This window comes from Lacipirellula limnantheis (assembly GCF_007746075.1).
Classification (GTDB): Bacteria; Planctomycetota; Planctomycetia; order Pirellulales; family Lacipirellulaceae; genus Lacipirellula; species Lacipirellula limnantheis.
Window position 1 is genome coordinate 2,492,689 of sequence record NZ_CP036339.1, and the last position, 18,011, is coordinate 2,510,699.

14 protein-coding genes are annotated in these 18,011 nt (G+C 63.0%); 6 read left to right on the forward strand and 8 right to left on the reverse strand.

Annotated features, from left to right (window positions below; all coding sequences use genetic code 11):
• Positions 1-398: 398 nt before the first annotated feature.
• From nadE to I41_RS09855, 3 genes are all read right to left on the reverse strand, one after another.
• Positions 399-2,396, reverse strand: coding sequence for an NAD(+) synthase (gene nadE, locus I41_RS09845; RefSeq protein WP_145432382.1), 1,998 nt, complete (start codon positions 2,394-2,396; stop codon positions 399-401).
• A gap of 61 nt (positions 2,397-2,457) precedes the next feature.
• Complete coding sequence (locus I41_RS09850; RefSeq protein WP_145432383.1) at positions 2,458-3,714, reverse strand: CinA family nicotinamide mononucleotide deamidase-related protein; 1,257 nt, start codon at positions 3,712-3,714, stop codon at positions 2,458-2,460.
• A gap of 60 nt (positions 3,715-3,774) precedes the next feature.
• Positions 3,775-4,389: a glycine zipper domain-containing protein gene (locus I41_RS09855; RefSeq protein WP_210421144.1), complete on the reverse strand. Its 615-nt coding sequence runs from the start codon at positions 4,387-4,389 to the stop codon at positions 3,775-3,777.
• 374 nt (positions 4,390-4,763) lie between these two features.
• On the opposite strand from I41_RS09855, the gene I41_RS09860 reads away from it, so the two are divergent.
• The 3 genes from I41_RS09860 (at position 4,764) to I41_RS09870 (ending at position 8,402) form a co-directional block, all read left to right on the forward strand.
• Positions 4,764-6,014 (forward strand): trans-sulfuration enzyme family protein, encoded by a 1,251-nt coding sequence (locus I41_RS09860; RefSeq protein ID WP_145432385.1) that lies wholly within the window; start codon positions 4,764-4,766, stop codon positions 6,012-6,014.
• 138 nt (positions 6,015-6,152) lie between these two features.
• On the forward strand, positions 6,153-7,298 hold the full coding sequence (locus I41_RS09865; RefSeq protein WP_145432386.1) for a trans-sulfuration enzyme family protein: 1,146 nt from the start codon (positions 6,153-6,155) through the stop codon (positions 7,296-7,298).
• Positions 7,299-7,490: 192 nt separating this feature from the next.
• On the forward strand, positions 7,491-8,402 hold the full coding sequence (locus I41_RS09870; protein ID WP_145432387.1) for a sugar phosphate isomerase/epimerase family protein: 912 nt from the start codon (positions 7,491-7,493) through the stop codon (positions 8,400-8,402).
• Positions 8,403-8,602: 200 nt separating this feature from the next.
• Here the strand turns inward: I41_RS09870 and rlmKL are convergent, their stop codons facing one another.
• From rlmKL to I41_RS09885, 3 genes are all read right to left on the reverse strand, one after another.
• Positions 8,603-11,044, reverse strand: a complete 2,442-nt coding sequence (gene rlmKL, locus I41_RS09875; RefSeq protein ID WP_145432388.1) for a bifunctional 23S rRNA (guanine(2069)-N(7))-methyltransferase RlmK/23S rRNA (guanine(2445)-N(2))-methyltransferase RlmL — start codon at positions 11,042-11,044, stop codon at positions 8,603-8,605.
• Positions 11,045-11,870: 826 nt separating this feature from the next.
• Positions 11,871-12,341, reverse strand: a complete 471-nt coding sequence (locus I41_RS09880; protein ID WP_145432389.1) for a TraR/DksA C4-type zinc finger protein — start codon at positions 12,339-12,341, stop codon at positions 11,871-11,873.
• Positions 12,342-12,448: 107 nt separating this feature from the next.
• On the reverse strand, positions 12,449-13,306 hold the full coding sequence (locus I41_RS09885; protein WP_145432390.1) for a formyltetrahydrofolate deformylase: 858 nt from the start codon (positions 13,304-13,306) through the stop codon (positions 12,449-12,451).
• 219 nt (positions 13,307-13,525) lie between these two features.
• Here I41_RS09885 and I41_RS09890 point away from each other — a divergent pair, with 219 nt between their 5' ends.
• Complete coding sequence (locus I41_RS09890; RefSeq protein ID WP_145432391.1) at positions 13,526-15,055, forward strand: ATP-binding protein; 1,530 nt, start codon at positions 13,526-13,528, stop codon at positions 15,053-15,055.
• 35 nt (positions 15,056-15,090) lie between these two features.
• On the opposite strand, the gene dcd is transcribed toward I41_RS09890, so the two are convergent.
• Together dcd and nth are read right to left on the reverse strand one after the other, a co-directional pair.
• A complete protein-coding gene (dcd, locus tag I41_RS09895; RefSeq protein ID WP_145432392.1) occupies positions 15,091-15,663 on the reverse strand; it encodes a dCTP deaminase in 573 nt (190 codons plus the stop codon).
• Between the two features lie 21 nt (positions 15,664-15,684).
• The gene (gene nth / locus I41_RS09900) at positions 15,685-16,401 is read right to left on the reverse strand and encodes an endonuclease III (protein WP_145432393.1); all 717 of its coding nucleotides are present in this window, start codon (positions 16,399-16,401) and stop codon (positions 15,685-15,687) included.
• 292 nt (positions 16,402-16,693) lie between these two features.
• On the opposite strand from nth, the gene I41_RS09905 reads away from it, so the two are divergent.
• Both I41_RS09905 and I41_RS09910 read left to right on the forward strand, forming a co-directional pair.
• A complete protein-coding gene (locus I41_RS09905; protein WP_145432394.1) occupies positions 16,694-17,104 on the forward strand; it encodes a DUF309 domain-containing protein in 411 nt (136 codons plus the stop codon).
• A gap of 134 nt (positions 17,105-17,238) precedes the next feature.
• The gene (locus tag I41_RS09910) at positions 17,239-17,961 is read left to right on the forward strand and encodes an LON peptidase substrate-binding domain-containing protein (protein WP_145432395.1); all 723 of its coding nucleotides are present in this window, start codon (positions 17,239-17,241) and stop codon (positions 17,959-17,961) included.
• The last annotated feature ends 50 nt before the right edge of the window (positions 17,962-18,011 follow it).

Below are 18,011 nucleotides of genomic sequence, written 5' to 3' on the forward strand. Positions count from 1 at the left end.
AAGGACCCCGTCAGCCGTCGCATCGACCGTGCGTCGACGCGAGCTCGCCATTTCCTGCCGTTGATTCGTGGCAAGCGCTCAGAGACGGTCGCACCAGTTGTGGACCTTCTCCGGGCTCGGAACAACTTATCGGACTCAGAAATGCGGATTAATCAGGCCTTTCCGCAGATGCGGTAGATTTTCGCGCAAGTTCCCAAATTAACGCGCCGCCAGCCGTGGCGGTGGCGACGACAAGAATGCTGGCGCCACCCTCGCGGCCGGCCGTCACGGTTCGGCCATTTAGCTGCGGGCGATAGCCCGCGACCCGCCGCAAGCGGCGGAGCTACATCGGCGTGGCGGCATGGAAGAGCGAGTCGGCGCCGTCATGCGATGGCGTAGCGATGGTGCACCGCGGCTCTTCAAGTCGCGAGAGTGTCGACGTACTCGCGCAGTGCAGCCAACTCGCGCTCGAACCCGCTATTAAGAATCGGAAACCGGCACCAACCTTTCGGATCGAGACCGCGGTCGTCGACGTGGAAGCCGGGCGCGAAGCGTTCGCGTTTCCACTGGTTATGCGACCAAAGCCTGAAGAAGCGTTCGACCCACTGACCGAGTTGCACGATGCCTTCGTCAAAGAATTGCGGGCGAATGGCGTCGAGAACTTCCACCGGCGTCATCTTGTCGCGGATGGCCGCCCGTTCGATGGCATCGAGCACGCGGTAGGGCATCAGGTCGCCCTCGTCAGTTTGGCCCTCGGAGGCGGGGCGCAATTCGGCCGTCGGCCGCTGGCTGTTGACGGCCGACAGGGCCGAGAGCGGGCCGACGCCTTGAGGTCCCGTCGTTTCCATCCATTGGAGCCATTCGAGCAGGTACGCTTTGTCGACTCCGCTGATCGGCGCCAGCCCGCCGCAGGTGTCGCCATCCATCGTCGCGTAACCAACCGCCGCTTCGCTGCGGTTGCTCGTGACCAACAGCAGCGCATCTCGCAGATTGGCGAGCAGCCACGCCGCGGGGCCGCGGGCGCGGGCCTGGATGTTCTGCAACGCGACATCGTCGCGGTCCCAGGTTAGCTCGCGTCCAACGGCCTTCGAGACGGTCGCGACATACCCATCCACCAGTGCGTCGATGTTCCAATGGAGGAATTCCGCGCCCGTCGCTTTCGCAATGCTTTCGGCCGCGTTTCGGGTCGTCTCGCCGCTGTTGCGAGTCGCCTGGTAAACGCAGGCCAGCAAACGACCGACGATCGCCTCGGCACTGGCGGCAGTGGCAAGGTCTCGAACCATGGGCAGTCGCGCCGCGAAATCGTTGACGCCAAGCTCCGCGATCCCCAGCCGCGCCATCAACCACACCAGCGTCGTCACCGCGGCCGAATCGGCGCCCCCGCTGAGCGAGACGACGAAGCCGCGACTGCGGCTCTTGCGCAGATAGTCGAAGAGACCCAGTGCCGCCGCGCGCGCGAATTCCTCGTGCTTCGGCGGCGGCGAAGCGTCCCACGGCGCAGGTTTGGCGACGGGGCAGGGAAGCGTCGGAGATTGCAGGCGGTAAGCCGAGCGCACCGTTTCGCCGCCGTATGCCTGCGGCGGCAGGCTCGGCTCGCTGGAGGTGGCCTTCAGTCGGCGATTGGCGTGAACGTCGACGTCGGCGCAAATTAGCGAACGATCGCCGAACGCAAGTCGCGGACCTTCGGCGAGCATTCGTCCGCTGCTGGCGATCTGCGTGCCGCCGTCGAAGATGGTTCGACCCGCTTCGTTGCCCAAGAGATTGGCGAAAGCGAAGCTGACGTCGAAGGTGCGCGAGCCTTCGAGCACAATCCGCCGACGAATGTCCTGCTTGCCAAACGAAAAGTGGCTTGCTGTCGGATTGAGAATGACGTCGGCGCCGCCGGCAGCGAGCCGCGAACCGGGACGATCCGCGACCCAAGCGTCGCGGCAGATCTCGATGCCAATCCGCACGCCGCCGCAGTTGTAGAGGAGGTCGCCTACCGGGACTTCGCGACCGTCGATCTCGACCCGTTCGACGGCGCCCGGCGGCCACTTGCGGAACCAACGCGGCTCGTAATGGATGCCGTCCCCGGCCAAATGTTGTTTGAGCGTGAAGCCCATCAACTCGCCGTCGCACAACATCGCCGCTGCGTTGTACAGGCCGCGGTTCACCATGAGCGGCAACCCAAGCGCCACCGCCATGCCTGCGGTCGCCGGGGCGACCTCGGCGAGCATGTCGAGAGCTGCCGACTGCAACCCAGTTGAGAAGAACTGGTCTTCGCAGCCATAACCCGTGATGCAGAGCTCAGGAAGGCACAGAATCGCCGCATCAGCAGCCTTTGCTTCGTCAATGGCGGCGAGAATGCGGTCTCGATTGCCGACCCAATCCATCGGAGTCTGGTTCAGCGCGGCGGCGGCGAGGCGGAGTTTGAGCATGTCGCAAGTATACGTCGCCGCCCTTCGCGCGAAAGGCGTGGCGGCCGCGACGTCGCCGGCCTTAACCGATCGGGTCAGGCTCGTTGCCGAGCAGAATCAACCGGAGGGCGTTCAGGGCTTGTTTCGCCGTCCGCGACTGCCGAATGGCCGGATGCGACGCGCAGCCGAACTGTAGCCGGCGCACGCGGTCCGGCGTTGCAATCGAAATGTAGACCTTGGCGTCGGGACCGTCCGACGCCGCGGGAAAGGCCGCAACGCCGATGCCAAAGTCAGCCTCGCACGCACGGCGGACCCATTCCGCGGCGGCCGTGGCCACGGCCGAACTGCATGGCGCCGCGTCGCGCAGCGCTGTGTCGCCCGTGAGTTGCTCCAGCTGGCGCAGACCGCCGATGACAAACCCGCCGGCAAGCACCGACTGTTCCGGCGCCGCCCTGGCCAGCCACTCCGACACCAGCCCTCCGGTCGCCCACTCCGCGACGGAAACGGTCTGCTGCTGCCCGGCGAGCAGCCGTGCATCGACCGATTCGAGTTCGTCTTCTTCTTCGCCGTACGCGATTGTGCCCAGTAGTTCGTAAATCGTCGCGGCCGTCGGTTCCATCGCGGCAAAGCACGCAGCGTCGTCCGGCCCCGCCGCGGTGATGCGGAGCGTGATCGTGGCGTCACTCACCGTGATCCCCACCGACGGCTCGCGTCCGCGACGGATGAGGTCGGGCAGCATCGCTTCCAGTTGGCTCTCGCCGACGCCAAAGCACTTAATGCGTCGATGGCGGATCACGCGCGCTTCGCCACGCGCCGCCACAATTGCCGGGACCACCGTCTGCTGCCACATTGGCTTCATTTCCGCCGGCACGCCAGGCACCGCGAAAACGTCGCACGGCCCACGCTCGGCGCGCACCACGCGCAGCGCAATGCCCGGCGCCGTGCCATGCTCGTTGGGAATGGCCGAGGCGCCCGCCGGAAAATCCGCCTGCACGGCGTTCCGCTCAGGCATTTGGCGTCCGCGTCGCTCGAACAACTGCCGAATCGCCGTCAGCGACGCCTCGTCGCGCACAAGATCCACGCCAACCGCCGCGGCGATGGACTGGCGCGTGAGATCGTCGGCCGTCGGCCCCAGGCCCCCGGTGGCGACCACCACGTCGACGCGATCGATGGCGGTCCGGAAGACCGCGACGTTATCAGCGAGGTGGTCGCCGATCGTCGAATGAAACGCCACGTCGACGCCCAGCTCAGTGAGCCGCTCGGCCAACCACTGGGTGTTCGTGTCGAGCCGCTGGCCCGTGATGATTTCGTCGCCAATGGCGATAATTTCTGCTCTCATTCCCAAAGTCTGCCCCGCGGGGGTCGACTTGGGAAGACGCAAGTTGCTTCGTCAAGCCGCCTAGTGCCCGCCGAAGGTCACTCCCCAACTGACGCCGGGCCGATGGCAATGGTAGTCGGGTCCCCAGTAGGGCGGCGGGTAGTAGTGCTCCACGATCACCGGTTGCGGGCTCGCCATCATGACCGGCGCCGGTCCCATCGGAATCGGCGGGGCCTGCATCGTCTGAATCACCTCTGGCGCGACGCCGTTGTTATGGAGGTAGATCACGTCATTGGCGGTCATTGGCCGAGCCATGCCCGAGGTGCGGACGTAGTTCGAGATCAGCTGTGGATTCACGCCCGAGCGCGTCATCGCGATGACTTCCTCCGGCGTCGCCGCCCCGGCTTGCACCTGACGTCCCATCGCCATGGCAATCTCGGCGCGGTTCTGAGCCTGAATGTCGTCCAGCGCCGTTCCGACCGCGGCGCCGCCGAGTGCGCCGACGCCAGCGCCGATCAGCGCGCCTCCCGCGGTACTGCCGACGGCGTTGCCAACCAGCGCGCCAACGCCCGCGCCGCCGAGGGCGCCGATGCCGGCGCCGCGGTCGGAGTAGTAGGGTGAACGGCAACCGGCGGCGGCGAGGCCGATTGTTAGCAAGAGCGAAGCCGTAGCGGCTCGGCAAGCGAGGCGGGTCATTACAATGGGCCCCAGGGGGGTGACTCTAAGGGGTGCGGGGCGGGAATCGTCCCAGCAGGTTGCACCGGGGTCAACGCCATCTCCTCCCGCCATCGGGGGGTAATTTCCGGGCGCCAGCGACTTGCAACCGCGTAGACCGGGGCGTAGACTTCAAACAACTCGGGATTTGTGGCCGCTTGCAGCCGACACTGCTAAAGAGCCAAGCCGTTGCCCCCCTTGCCGTCATTGGCCGTGGGGGGTGGCGGCAAATTTAACGGAGCTTGGTGAGCATCAAGCCGCATTCGCCGAGAGCGCATGCGGCTTTTTTCGTGCCTGGACGTCGACCCTAGCACGCCGAAGCCGGAGGCCAACGTCCACTCACCGAGACGCCAGAAATGAGTCACGCCCAGATGACCCGCCCGACCGCTCCCGGCGACATATCCTCTGTTTCGCCGAGCCTGCCGACTCCCGAACAGCAGTTTGCCACCGCCGCGGTTCACGCTGGCGAAGCTCGCCAGAAGCCGGGCGACGCCATTACCGATCCCATCTTTTGTGCTTCCACCTACACCTTCGCCGACACGCAGTCGGTCATCGACTTTATCGAGCAGGAGCAACCCCGCGAGGAATACGGGCGCTACGGCAACCCAGGCGAGCGGGTGGTGGAGCGGAAGCTGGCCGCGTTGGAAGGGGCCGAGGAAGCGGTCCTGTACTCCAGCGGGATGGCGGCGTTGGTCGGCCTGCTGATGGCCAAACTGAGCGCCGGCGATGAGGTTATCTTCTTCGACGAGTGTTACCACCGTAGCCGCGAGTTTTGCACCAAGCACCTCGGTCGCTTCGGCGTCACCACGCGCCAGGTGAAGACCTGCGACTACGCCGCGATGGAAGCTGCGATCACGCCAAAGACGCGCATGCTGATCAGCGAGTCCCCCACCAATCCCCACCTGAGCGTCGTCGACCTGGAGCGGTTCGCGGAAATCGGCCGCAAACGCGGCGTCGATACGCTGATCGATGCGACCCTCGCCACCCCGTACAACCTGCGCCCAATTGCCGCGGGCGTCGATTTTGTCCTTCATTCCGCGACGAAGTACCTCGGCGGCCACAACGACCTGCTCGCGGGGGTGGTGCTTGGTTCCAAGGAAAAGATGGAGCCGGTCCGCAACCTCCGCGGCATTATGGGCGCCGTCAATGGTCCGCAGAATTGCTACCTCCTCGGCCGCGGCCTGAAGACCTTTGAGCTTCGCATGCAGCGGCACAACGAAAATGGCATGATGGTGGCCGAATTTCTCGCCGGACATCCGCGGATTGAACGGGTCTACTACCCGGGCCTGCCTACGCACCCTTACTACGAAATTGCCCGCAAGACGATGCGCGGTTTTGGCGGTCTGGTGACGTTCCTCGTGAAGGACGCCGATTGGCGGGCCACCGCCGACGTCATTGATGCGGTAAAAATTCCGCGCATCGCCCCGAGCCTGGGCGGCGTCGAATCGCTCATCGAGCAACCGCTCGTGATGAGCTACTACCAGCAAACGCCCGAGGCCCGTAAGCAGTTCGGCATCTACGACAACATGATCCGGATGAGCTGCGGCATCGAGAGCGCGGACGATCTCATCGCGGACTTGAGCCAGGCGCTGGACGGCGCCGCGTAATCTCGGCGTCGCAATAAATTTTCCCATACCGCCACATCCATTTAGCCCCGTCCGCTCGCGGCTAAATGGCCGCCTCGGCATGGTTCGTCATGTTGTAGGCGCGTTCGCGAACACCGAACTCGATCCCAAGACTCGCCCATGCAGTTCCGCACCCGCGCCATCCACGTCGGCAACGAACCATGCCCCCAAACCGGCGCGGTCGTGCCCCCGATCCACTTGGCGACGACCTTCGTCCAGCCCGGCGCCGGCGAATGGGGGGAATTCGACTACTCGCGCAGCGGCAATCCGACGCGTAAGAGTTTTGAAACGACTCTCGCCTCGCTTGAAGGGGGCGTCGGCGCCCTCGCATTTGCCACCGGCATGGCCGCCACTCACTGCGTCATCGCATCGCTCAAAAGCGGTGATCACGTCGTCGCCTGCAGCGACATCTACGGCGGAACTTACCGGCTGCTGCACAAGATCGCCAACCGCGCCGGCATCACGGTGACGCTTGTCGACACCGCCGATCTCGCCAAAGTCGCAGCAGCGTTCACGCCGGCGACGAAGCTCCTCTGGATCGAGAGCCCCGGCAACCCGCGCATGTCGATCACCGACATCGAGGCCTGCGCCAATCTTGCCCATGGCCGCGGTGCGCTGCTGGGCGTCGACAGCACGTTTGCGACGCCCGTCCTCACGCGGCCGCTGGAGCTCGGCGCCGACATCGTGATGCACTCCGCCACCAAGTACATCGGCGGCCATAGCGACGCGATGGGCGGGGCCCTCGTGGTCCGTGACCCGGCGCTGCTCAAGGAGCTTTACTTCGTGCAGAACGCCACCGGCGCCGTGATGGGGCCGCTGGAGTCGTTTCTCTGTTCGCGCGGCCTCAAGACGCTGGAACTGCGCGTACGCGAGCAATGCCGCACGGCCCAGCAGCTCGCCGAGTGGCTGGCTTCCCACCCGCGAGTGGCTCAGGTACTCTACCCTGGGTTGACCGGGCATGCCGGTCACGAGCTAGCGCGCCGGCAAATGGGCGGGCAGTTCGGGGCGATGATTTCGTTCGAAATCCGCGGCGACCTCGCGGCCGGCAAGCGATTTGCAGAGTCGACGAAACTGTTCAGCCTGGCCGTGAGCCTCGGCGCCGTCGAGTCGCTGATCGAACAGCCGGCGTCGATGTCGCACGCCAGCTACGACGCCGCCGATCGCGCCAAGCACGGCATCGCCGACGGGCTGATCCGGATTTCGGTCGGCCTGGAGGCGTTTGAGGATTTGCGCGACGATTTGGAATCAGCATTCGGCGCGATTTAACGGTTGGTAGTGCAGACGTATGTAATAACTTAACGCGAATCGCTTTAACCACGGAGCACACAGAGAGCACAGAGGGAATAGATAATAGAGAGAAATTTTTTCCGTGTTCTCTGTGTGCTCTGTGGTAAATGAATTAACTGATTGCGTACAAATCAAGGCCCCGCATCGTCGGGAGCCCACTGGAGCCTTACGATGCAACTTGGTTTTGTGACCGCCATCTTCGGCGATCTGAAGTTCGAAGAGGTGCTGAAGCACGCTTCCGAGATCGGCTTCGACTGCGTTGAAGTCATGTGCTGGCCCCCCGGGACGTCCGATCGGGAGTATGGCGGCGTTTGCCATCTCGACTGCAACGACTTCAGCCAAAGTCAGGCGGACGATACGCGGGCCCTCTGCGAGAAGCATGGCGTCTCAATCTCGGCGCTTGGCTACTATCCCAATCCGCTGTCGCACAACGAAGAAGAGGCGACGGTCGCGCGATCCCATATCCGCAAAGTCGTCGATGCGGCGACGAAGCTTGGACTTCCCGGCATCAACACGTTCATCGGCGCCAACCAGTTCCAGTCGCTTGAAGAGAATCTGTCGCATTACGAAAAGGTCTGGCCGGAGATCATTCGCTACGCGGAAGATCGCAACATGCGCGTCGGCATCGAAAACTGTCCGATGATGATTGACGAGAGCTGGCCGTTCGGATGGAATCTGGCCCGCACGCCGGCGATTTGGCGGCGAATGTTCGAGATCATTCCGAGCGTCTTCTTTGGGCTCAACTACGACCCCTCGCATCTACGGATGCAGCTCATGGATCCGATCGCCCCGGTCTACGAGTTCGGGCAGCGTATTTTTCACAGCCACGCGAAGGACATGCGCATCGACGTCGAAAAGCTCAACCGCCTCGGCTCGCTCGTGCCGCCGATGCAGCGGAGCACCGCGAAGATTCCCGGCCTCGGCGACGTGAACTGGGGAAAGTACATCGGCGCCCTCGCCGACGTCGGCTACGACGGCCCGGTCTGCGTCGAAGTCGAGGACCACGCCTTCGAGGGCAGTTTGGAAAAGCGACGGAAGTCGCTGGAGATAAGCTACCGCGTCCTGCGGCCGTTGATTGCTTAAGCGAGGAGAATTCAACCACGAAAGCGCCAGGACATCAAGGAAGACTCGAAGAAGCAACCGCGAATCAACGCCGATGAACGCAGATACGTGCATTGGCGTTGCGTCATTAGCGATTCCTTACAGTCGTCCGCTAATACCGTCGGTAGTTCCTTTGTGCTTCTCTTCGTGCCTTCGTGTCTTGGTGGTTAATATGCCACCGCTCAGTTCGTTTTAACGATGCGCCAGCAGCGGTGAATTCGCTTGTTGCGGAAGTCCTCAGGGACGGTCTGTTTCGAGATCTCGCGGACCGTCGCGCCATTTAGCGCTGGCTCGTCGAACTTGAACTTCCGCGAGTTCGTCGAGAAGTAAATCACGCCGCCGGGGTTCATACAGCGCAGGACTTCGTTCAGCAGCCATTGGTGATCTTGCTGCACGTCCCAGTCGTCTTCGACCCGCTTGCTGTTGGAGAACGTCGGCGGATCGACGACCGCGAGATCGAACTGCGGCCGGCCGTTGAGCGACGCGACGAACTCGCGTGAATCGGCGCGAACAAACTGGTGCTGTAGTCCCCGCAGCCCATTCAATTCGAAGTTCCGCTCTGCCCATTCCAGGTATACCGGCGAAAGATCGACGGTGACCGTTTCAATCGCCCCGCCAGCCGCGGCGTACACGCTGAACGAACCAGTGTAAGCGAATAGGTTGAGCATCCGCTTGCCGGCCGCGGCGTCGCGCACCATCCCGCGCGTCACGCGGTGATCGAGGAAGAGGCCCGTGTCGAGATAGTCCGAGAGATTAACCTCGAATTTCAGTCCCGCTTCGTTGACGATCTTCAGTGCGCTGCGATCGTCGAATCGTTCGTATTGCTCTTTGCCGCGCTGTCGTTGGCGGTGCTTGAGGAACGTCAACTCCATGGGCGTTTCGAGCGCCTCGGCGGCGGTGCGGACCATGTGGTCGAGCCAGTCGGCATGCTCGGCCGCGGTCCGGTCGTGGGGGCGATCGAACTCGGCGATATGGAGCGCATCTTCGTAGCGATCGACGACCAGCGGCGCCTCGGGGATGTCGCGTTCGTAAATGCGATAGCAGGTAATGCCGCGCTTCGTCGGCCAGCGACGTAAGTGGCGGGCGAGTTTCTTGAGCCGATTGCCGAACTCGGCGGCTTGGCGGTCGGCTTCTGCGCGGAGGCCGCCGAAGGCGGGGCGGGGGCGAGCCGGGAGTGAGGGCGAGGGACTCGGCGCAGAAATGGCGACAGGAACCTCTTCCGCTGGTCGAGAGGAAGGCTGTGCCTGATCGCTCTCGAGTTGATTGGATTGGTCCCCCTCCCCTTGAGGGGGAGGGGATAGGGGAGGGGTGATCGAAGTGGCAGAACGCTCGGCCACTGTTCTAGTCGGCCGCTCAACGGGGTCGGGGACCTCTTGCCACTGGCGACTATCTCCTGAATTGGCGCTCTCCAGTGGCAAAAGGTCCCCGACCCCTTCGCCGCTTCCCATGCCTTCAGCGCCGACAGCTTTCGCAGCCACATCCTTCCGCCGCGGCGGCTTCGGTCCAAAGAACTGATACAGATTGCACTGCAGTCGCCCGTTGTACAGCTTGCGGCGCTTGTCAGCCTCTTGCCCAACCAACCGTTCGAAGTCGGGATGCGCCGTGAGAATAAAGTGCGACCAGGTCTTCAACCGCCGAAGCACGTCGGGCATCGAGCGGTAGAGCTCTTCGATCTCCGCCTCTTCGCCCATTCGCACGCCGTAGGGCGGGTTCGTAATGACGCAGCCGTACTGGCGGCTGCTCGTGAGCTCGTCGAATGTGTGTTGTTGGAAGTGAACGTCGTCGGCCACTCCGGCCAGCCCGGCGTGGTAGCGAGCAAGCTTGAGCGACTCGGGATCGGCGTCGCAGCCGATCGGCCGTAGTTGCAACGCGGGCAGCGCCAGGTCGGCGGCTTCTTCGCGGGCGGCCTGCCACGCGGCCGCCGGGATTTGATTCCAGCCTTCGGCGGCGAACTGGCGATTGCGACCAGGGGCGAGGCGGCGACCAATCATCGCGGCTTCGATGATAATCGTGCCGGTGCCGCAGAACGGGTCGACCAACGGGCGATCGGGTTTCCAAAAGCTAAGTTGCACCATTGCCGCAGCAAGCGTTTCGCGCAGCTGAGCGGCGGCGGCGAGCGTGCGGTAGCCGCGGCGATGCAGCCCGTGGCCCGAGGTGTCGAGATCGATCGTCGCGAGATCGTTCACCAGCGAGACTTCGGCGGCGACGGGCGGACCCGTTTCGGGAAGTTCAACGCCCGGGCGCGCCGCGAGCAAGCGTTCGACAATCGCCTTTTTCACCGAACGCTGGATCGCGGGGACGCTGGATAGTTGCGACTTGATGGAACGCCCCCCGACGGGAATCGCAGCGTCGGCGGCAATCCACTCTTCCCACGGTAGCTCGCGGGTCGTGTCGAACAGTGCGTCGAAATCGGCGGCAGTGAACGACGCCACTTCGACCAGAACGCGGTCGGCCGAGCGAAGCCACATGTTGGCGCGGCACAGCGCCGTCGCATCGCCGCTAAATGCAATCCGACCAGGACGCGCCACTTTGGCCCCGTAGCCGAGGTCGCTCAGTTCGCGCACGACGACCGCCTCCAGGCCGAAAGCGGAAGTGGCAATCAAATTGAACGGCGCGGCGGGCATGGCAGGCGACGGGGGACACTCGTCGGCGTTAGTATTTGGTGATCTTCCCGAACGCGACGTTCTAGTCGGGGCGAACCTTTCACCATAGAGGAGGGGCAGGCCGTTTTCCATGGCTCAGCACGAAAGTCAGTATTCCGTCGCCGACGTGACGGACCTACCAGCCTTGTGCACGAGGAAGAGCGCGTCGGGACAAGCTGCTCTCCTGCCAGAATGAAGAATGCCGCGGGTATCATCCTCATGCTGATCGGCATCATGTTCTGGGCTTCTACGCGACCCTGTAGTTCGTGGCGTTTCCGACTCTTCTAGTAACGGTCGCCCTGTCCGGTGCTGGCCTCTGGTGCTTGGCACTCAGCGCGGCAATTCTATCGACGCCGGACCGACGGTGAGCCGCCGAATATGTGATACATGCAGTCGTTAGGGTCCTTGATGAAGCCGCCAAAGCTTCGAGGCCAAACGACAACTCCCCTCTTGATTTGGGCCACTGATCCTGGTCTAATGTACACGCGTTTAGTAGTTGGTTGGCGAGAAAAGTGAGGTCGGGCTCCTACTGTGTTGAGTCTCGAAGCAGTACGCTGCTGCGCGAGTTGGCAAAGGTTGGAGAGTAGTCGACATCCGGGGCCGGTACGCACTCTCGCGTGACGCGACAAGCAGCAACGCTATGTGAGGGGCGAATCGTGACCCAAGCATTTTTGTCGCGTCGCGCGTTGTTTCGTAAGTAGATGCAGAATAATGACTTAGGAATTGTGTCGCCAAAAACGTGATTCGCGACAGATTGGGTCGGGGGCGGCAGAAATAATCGCCTGGCGAGCCAATCGGCTCATCGGAGCTACAACCGGCAGGCGGGCGATCCGGTGCAGAAGAGTTTGTAGCGGGTGGGGCCGGCCCCACGACTGACGCGGATTTCGAGGAGGGCGCCGCACTTGGGGCAGTAATCGGGCTCGACGAACGAGCGGCCGCGATCGGCTGCGTCCTGGCAACCGACGCAGCGCCGCGCGCCGGGGTTGAACTCAAGCCGCTCCGGCGAGATCGGCTCGCGACAAATCTCGCAGATGACGACCTGCTCCCAATCGTCGCCGTCGGTTTGATCAGGATCGAGTTTGACCGTTAGCGCTGGCCGCTTGCAGCGATCGCAGGTGAGGCCTTGGCCATGCGTGGCGAGAACCTCGCGGACGATCTCCTCCGGCGGATCGGTCGCGCGGCGAAAGTGGCCCAATGGCCGGAGCCGGCGAACGACCTCGGCCTCGCCGCAGAGAGTCCACCAGCCGCAATCTCGGCACTCAAGCTGAACCGACAGCATAGGAGATTAATGACGAATGACAAAATCCGAATAACGAATGAACACACCATACGGGGTGGGGGCCTTGGTTGCTACTCATTCGGGTTTCGTCATTCGTCATTCGTCATTTACACCTTCAGCGCGACAACGCGGTTGAAGTGCAGCGCCACCTCGCGGTCGACGACGCGGCGGACGCCTTCGACGAGGCAGGCCGGCTCATTTTGTTGTTCGCCCCGGCGGATGATTTCGTCGCGGGAGGTCCCCGGAGCCACGGTGAACGTCGTCTGGTTGATGATTTGATTGCCGGCATCGAGTTCCGGCACGATGAAGTGGCAAGTTGCGCCGTAGGTAAGCATTCGCGCGGCGTGGGCGTCGTGGTAGGGACGCATGCCGGGGAACGAGGGCAACAATCCGTGGTGGAGATTGATGATGCGGCCGCCGGCATACTTCCAACAACTCGATGGCGGCAAGATCCGCATGTAGCGGGCCAGGATGACGTAATCGACGCCGAGCTCGTCGCAGATATCGATCATCCGCTCGTCGTCGGCGGAGCCGTCGGGACGTCCAATATCATGCCAAGGGACGTCGAACTCCTCAGCGAGGCCGCGACAGGTTTGCCGGTTGCTGATCAGCGCAGCGGCTTCGGCGGCGATCTCGCCGCTTTTGATCGCCGCCAGGACGGCTCGCGGCGTCTCTGTGCGGAGCGTACAGCAAATCGCCAGCCGAGGCTTGCGATCCAGTCGTCGCGGCATCCAGGTCCGAATCGACAGCCCAGTGCGCGCACTGATTTCGGCGATCGACTGGCGGAGCGACGCGTCGTTGGCGGGATCGAGTTCGACGCGCGTCAGCATCGAGAAGACCGACGCCTCGTCGTGATCGTACATCTGGATCTCGGCGATGTTGCCCCCGAGCTGCGTCACGCAATGGACGATCGGGTCGGCGAGGCCGCGATGATCGGGACCGACGGCGGTGATGACGTATTGCATTTTTTAATGACGAACCACGAACGAGCCCGCGCGACGCGAAATGGCGCTCGCGTTACGGAACGCGTCATGGTAGTTCGTTGCGGTTGTGCAGGTTGTGACGGCGGTGCGGCGGGCGGCAAATCGCTCCCGGCGCGGGGGAAGTCTACGACGTAAGATAGCTTGCGCGGACGGCGCGCAGGAATCTTCTTTTCTACCGCTCCCCAGGCAGTTGCGCCTACGATGAGCACCACCGAGTCACCAGTTTCCCCCACGGAACGGCCGTCGACGGCGGGCGCGGCCAACGATTTGGAGGCCATGCTGGCGCGTATCAATCAGCTGGCCGAAAGTACGCGACTTGAAGGGCAGGGGAGCGCGGTCGCTATTGCCGCGGCGACTCGCGACACTGCTGGCCCGAACACGACGTTGCTCGACCCGACGACCGTGGCGGCGGCGCGGACGATTCGCACCACGCCCCCTCCGATTCCACGCAGCGACGATGCGGACGATGCGGAACCTTGGCGGCCGCTGGAACCCGAGTCGCTTAAGTCGGCAGGGGTGAGCGAAAGTCAACTCGAGCACCTCGCCCTCAAATGCCTTGCCGCCTGCGGCGAGATGAGCGGGCGGGCGCTCTCGGACCAGCACGCGATTCCCTTCAGACTGCTTGCGCCGGTGCTGCAGGAAATGAAGCTCGGTCAGCTGGTCGCGTTCCGCGGCTCGGCGCCGATGAACGATTTTATCTATCAGCTGACCGATTTAGGTCGCGAGCGCGCGAAGAAGCTCTCAGAACTCTGCAGCTACTTCGGCGCGGCGCCGGCGCCCCTCAGCGCCTACTGCGCGAGCGTCTCTGAACAAAGTCTGACGAAGCAACACCCGACGCAGGCCAACTTGGAGCGGGCGTTCGCCGACCTGCTGATCAACAAGAACATGCTGAAGCGGCTCGGCCCCGCGGTGAACTCGGGACGAGGGTTGTTCCTGTTCGGCGCGCCGGGCAACGGCAAGACGAGCATCGCCGAACGCGTGACGGCGGCGTTTGGCGACTCGATCTGGATTCCGCGGGCGATTACGGTCGACGGCGAGATCATGCGCGTGTTCGACCCAGGCCTGCACGTCGAAGCGCCGCTTAACGAGCCGACTGGCCCGCTACAGGCCCGGCCGATCGATCAGCGCTGGGTGCGCATCAAGCGACCAACGATCGTCGTGGGCGGCGAACTGACGATGGACGCGCTCGAAGTGCAAGCGAGCGCCGGCATCAACGTCAGCGAAGCCCCGATCCAGATGAAAAGCAACTGCGGGACGCTGGTGATCGACGACTTCGGCCGGCAGCGGATGACGACCGACCAGCTGCTCAATCGCTGGATCGTACCGCTGGAAAAACGGTACGACTTCCTGCAAATGGGGAACGGCAAGAAGATTCAGGTGCCGTTCGATCAGTTGATCATCTTCTCGACCAATCTGGAACCGAAGCAGTTAGTCGACGACGCCTTTCTGCGCCGTATTCCTTACAAAATTGAGGTCCTCGACCCGTCGGAAGAGGAATTTCGGTCGCTGTTCCAGATCATGGCGCCGAAGCTGGGGATTCGGTTCGAGCAAGCGGCGCTCGATCACCTGATCGAACATCACTACAAGGCGGTGAACCGACCGTTCCGCTGCTGCCAGCCGCGCGATCTGCTGCTACAGATCGTCAACTACTGTCACTACATCAGCAAACCGCCGGAAATGACGGCGGAGTACTTCGACTACGCGGTGGCAAACTATTTTGCGGTGATGTAATTGCGCCGCGTTTTTGAACCGTCTGGACCATCCTGCTACCCGATAAGTTCCGCGTCGAAGTTAAGCGGTAATTGCGGGTCGGCTCCGTTCTGCGTGCTGAGCTCTTGGAACAACAGACTCGGCTGGATGTCGCAGTTGTGCTGGTACTTGCTGGCGTATTCCTTGTAGGCGCCAGTGATTTCGTGATAGAAGATTTGGCAGATCGGGACGCCGGGGTAGATGCGGATCGGCTGCACCGCGAACATTTCAAGCGTCCAGTAACCGCAAAAGCCCACGTCGCCGAACCCCGCCGTCACGTGTACGAACAGGCCCAGACGTCCGATCGACGAACGCCCTTCAATTTGAGGGACGAGATTGCGCGTTTCGGTGCGCTCGGCGGTGCGGCCGAGATAGAGTTGATTGGGGCTCAGCACAAAGCCCTCCGGCGGAATCTGCAGGCGTCGCACCCGATTCGCTTTGGCCATGTCGAGGATCACTTCCTCATAAACCATTAGCTCGTCGTGGAGCGTGAGGTTGTAGCTGTTGGGATTGAGCGCCGCGGGATTGTACGGGTCGATCTTCACGTCCCCGCCGAGCCGGGCGGCGATTTCTTGGCCGGAGAGAATCATGGGGCGTTCCGTCGGAAGGCGTTAGGCGCTGACGCCGATTCGTGGGCAAAAACCATTCATCACGCAATCGTCGCACTTTGGCTTGCGGGCGATACAGATGCGGCGACCATGAGCGATCAGTCGGTGTGAGAAGTCAATCCATTCCTTGCGTGGAACGATGGCCATGAGGTCGGCCTCGACCTTCACTGGGTCCGTCTGCGAGGTGAGACCAAGGCGGCGACTCAGCCGTCCGACGTGGGTATCAACGACGACGCCCGTTGCTTTGCCGAAGGCCACGCCCAGCACCACGTTGGCCGTTTTGCGGCCGACGCCGGCCAGATGAACGAGGGCTTCGACACTGTCGGGGACCTCGCCGCCATGCTCATCGACGATCGCCGCCGACGCCGCCTTGATGCTTTTGGCTTTACTGCGGAAGAAGCCGGTGCTCTGAATGGCCTTCTCAATCGCCGGCAACGGCGCGGCGGCGAATGCGGCGGCATCGGGATATTTTTGGAAGAGAGGAGGCGTCACGATGTTCACTCGGGCATCGGTGCATTGCGCCGAGAGGATCGTCGCGACGAGCAGTTCAAACGGAGATGAATGCACGAGCGCGCACTGAACTTCCGGATACTCTTTCTTCAGACTTCGTACCACCTGTCCGGTTCGCCGTTTGGCGGCCGCCGCGCCGTCGAGCGCCGACGCCACGTCCCGGAAGGCCGTGGCCGACGATTTGCCGCGAACGGCCTTCCTGCCAGTCATTTGTCGCCTGTCGTGGAGAGTGGAGACTGGCATCGACGCGCCGAGGCGAAGGTTCCGAGAGGCCGCAGGGGGCCATTTCCTCCGTCTGTGGACCAATTGTGAGGGCGGCGCCGGTAGTGTCAACCCGCCAGAAGTCGCGGGGTCCTTCGCGGGGTACTAGGGCTGAAAGCGATTTCTGGCCGCGCTGGCGGACGGCGTCTATAATCCACCAGCGATCCGTTCCACTTGGGTCGCATGCAGACCCTGGCCGCCCGCGCGGACCATTTGCCGCGCAGCTCGGAGCCCAGTCACCATGCCGCACGACGCCGAATCAGGCGATTCGCTCTATCTGCAAGGCATTCGTTTTTTCAACGACTGCGAATTCTTCGAAGCTCATGAGGTTTGGGAAGAGTTGTGGACCGAATATCGCGGCCCGTTGCGTCGGTACTATCAAGGGCTGATTCAGGCGGCGGTAGCGTTGCACCACTTCGGCAACGGCAATGTTCGAGGCGCGAAGAAGGTTTATCTATCGAGCCGCGGCTACCTGGATGATTTTCGTCCCGCTTGTCAGGGACTCGATCTGGAGGCATTCCTTGCTCAATACGAAAGCTGCTTCGCCGATGTTCTGGCGTCGACCGAGGAGTTTCCCCGAATAGTGATCGTGCCCGATTTGATTCCCGAAATTCACCTCGATCCGGCGCTGGCCGGCGCTGGTGAGGCATAGCAGCCATCGGCTCTGCCGGTGGACGATGCAAAAGTCACGCTAACCGACAGTCCGTTGACCGGCAAAGCCGGCGGATTTCATTGCGGCGAAAGTCGCGGCCACATCCCTCAAGCATCCCACCTACCGCACTAGCCATGGCCATGCTTCCCTGGAACGCCGAAGACCTTACGTTCGATGAAACGCGCTTCAAGGGACGAACGCGGCTGTTTCCGCTGCCCGATCTGGTGATGTTCCCCCACGTGATGCAGCCGTTGCACATTTTCGAGCCGCGGTATCGCGAAATGCTGAACGACGCGCTCGATAGCGACGGGCTGATCGCGATGAGCGTTTTGGCGCCGGGTTGGGAGGCCGTTTATGAAGGCCGACCGAAACTGTTGCCGCCGCTGTGCATTGGGAAAATCGTAACGCATCAACGCCTCGGCGACGGCCGGTACAACATCATGCTGCTCGGCATGCGGCGGGCACGGCTACTGCACGAGGTCGAGAGCGGCCGTTCATTTCGTTCGGCTGAGGTCGAGCTGCTCGAGGAGGTCTATCCCACCGAGGGCGAAGCGGACCGGGCCGAGATGCAGTCAGTGCTGTGCCGAGCATTTCAGAAGTCATTGCCCATCCCTGACGGAGCGAAGCCGACGGGACCGGTGCAGGAACTGCTCGCCTCGGAACTCCCGCTGGGCGTGCTGACCGACCTGGCAGGCTTTGCCTTGCCGCTTGACGGGGAGCTGAAATGCCGACTGCTGGCCGAGTGCAACGTCGATCGGCGGGCGCGCATGCTGCTCGACGCGCTGGGGCGCCCCTGGAAGGGGATCCCGCTCACTCCCGCCGCCGTTGGCTACCCGCCCCGCTTCAGCAGCAACTGAGGCCGTTGACGGCCCGCTCCGCCGCCGCGTAGGATCGGCTCTTTGGGCAC

What these genes read in the sequence shown, in the direction of transcription:
- nadE (WP_145432382.1), bottom strand. Translation starts at nt 2,396, where the DNA reads ATGCTCAAACTCCGCCTCGCCGCCGCCGCGCTGAACCAGACTCCGATG.
- I41_RS09850 (WP_145432383.1), bottom strand. Translation starts at nt 3,714, where the DNA reads ATGAGAGCAGAAATTATCGCCATTGGCGACGAAATCATCACGGGCCAG.
- I41_RS09855 (WP_210421144.1), bottom strand. Translation starts at nt 4,389, where the DNA reads ATGACCCGCCTCGCTTGCCGAGCCGCTACGGCTTCGCTCTTGCTAACA.
- I41_RS09860 (WP_145432385.1), top strand. Translation starts at nt 4,764, where the DNA reads ATGAGTCACGCCCAGATGACCCGCCCGACCGCTCCCGGCGACATATCC.
- I41_RS09865 (WP_145432386.1), top strand. Translation starts at nt 6,153, where the DNA reads ATGCAGTTCCGCACCCGCGCCATCCACGTCGGCAACGAACCATGCCCC.
- I41_RS09870 (WP_145432387.1), top strand. Translation starts at nt 7,491, where the DNA reads ATGCAACTTGGTTTTGTGACCGCCATCTTCGGCGATCTGAAGTTCGAA.
- rlmKL (WP_145432388.1), bottom strand. Translation starts at nt 11,044, where the DNA reads ATGCCCGCCGCGCCGTTCAATTTGATTGCCACTTCCGCTTTCGGCCTG.
- I41_RS09880 (WP_145432389.1), bottom strand. Translation starts at nt 12,341, where the DNA reads ATGCTGTCGGTTCAGCTTGAGTGCCGAGATTGCGGCTGGTGGACTCTC.
- I41_RS09885 (WP_145432390.1), bottom strand. Translation starts at nt 13,306, where the DNA reads ATGCAATACGTCATCACCGCCGTCGGTCCCGATCATCGCGGCCTCGCC.
- I41_RS09890 (WP_145432391.1), top strand. Translation starts at nt 13,526, where the DNA reads ATGAGCACCACCGAGTCACCAGTTTCCCCCACGGAACGGCCGTCGACG.
- dcd (WP_145432392.1), bottom strand. Translation starts at nt 15,663, where the DNA reads ATGATTCTCTCCGGCCAAGAAATCGCCGCCCGGCTCGGCGGGGACGTG.
- nth (WP_145432393.1), bottom strand. Translation starts at nt 16,401, where the DNA reads ATGACTGGCAGGAAGGCCGTTCGCGGCAAATCGTCGGCCACGGCCTTC.
- I41_RS09905 (WP_145432394.1), top strand. Translation starts at nt 16,694, where the DNA reads ATGCCGCACGACGCCGAATCAGGCGATTCGCTCTATCTGCAAGGCATT.
- I41_RS09910 (WP_145432395.1), top strand. Translation starts at nt 17,239, where the DNA reads ATGGCCATGCTTCCCTGGAACGCCGAAGACCTTACGTTCGATGAAACG.